The sequence below is a fragment of the Collinsella sp. SGI.178 genome (assembly GCF_050313495.1).
GTDB lineage: Bacteria > Actinomycetota > Coriobacteriia > Coriobacteriales > Coriobacteriaceae > Collinsella.
Genome location: NZ_JBNPLM010000062.1, coordinates 1 through 383 on the forward strand (window position 1 = coordinate 1; position 383 = coordinate 383).

The 383-nt window shown below is 68.9% G+C and carries 1 pseudogene; it reads left to right on the forward strand.

The features are described 5' to 3' along the window. Positions 1 to 65: 65 nt before the first annotated feature. A pseudogene (locus tag ACQRAQ_RS08645) lies at positions 66 to 383 on the forward strand (IS21 family transposase); the annotation flags it as partial.

Below are 383 nucleotides of genomic sequence, written 5' to 3' on the forward strand. Positions count from 1 at the left end.
ACTTTCACCAACTGCGCTAACGGAACTATGCTCCGATCGGGTATCCGACCCGGGAGGAGCGGGATATGGAGCGAAACGTAATGGGAGAGCTGAACGTCTACAGGGGGTCCGGCGCGAAGCCGAACTTCAGCGAGATCGCGAGGAGGCACGGCATGGACCGGCACACGGTCGCCAAGTACTGGCGGGAGGGCGAGTCCGCCGCCGACGGGAGGTCCGCGAGGGGCAGCGCCTTCGACCCGCTCGAGGAGGTGATCCGCGCGAAGGCCCAGCTGCCCGGGATGACCAAGATGGCCGTGTACGCGTTCCTGCGCGAGGGCCGCGGGGAGGGGCTGCCCGGGTACGGCGCCTTCACCGCGTGGTGCCGGGCCCGCGACGTGCCCTTC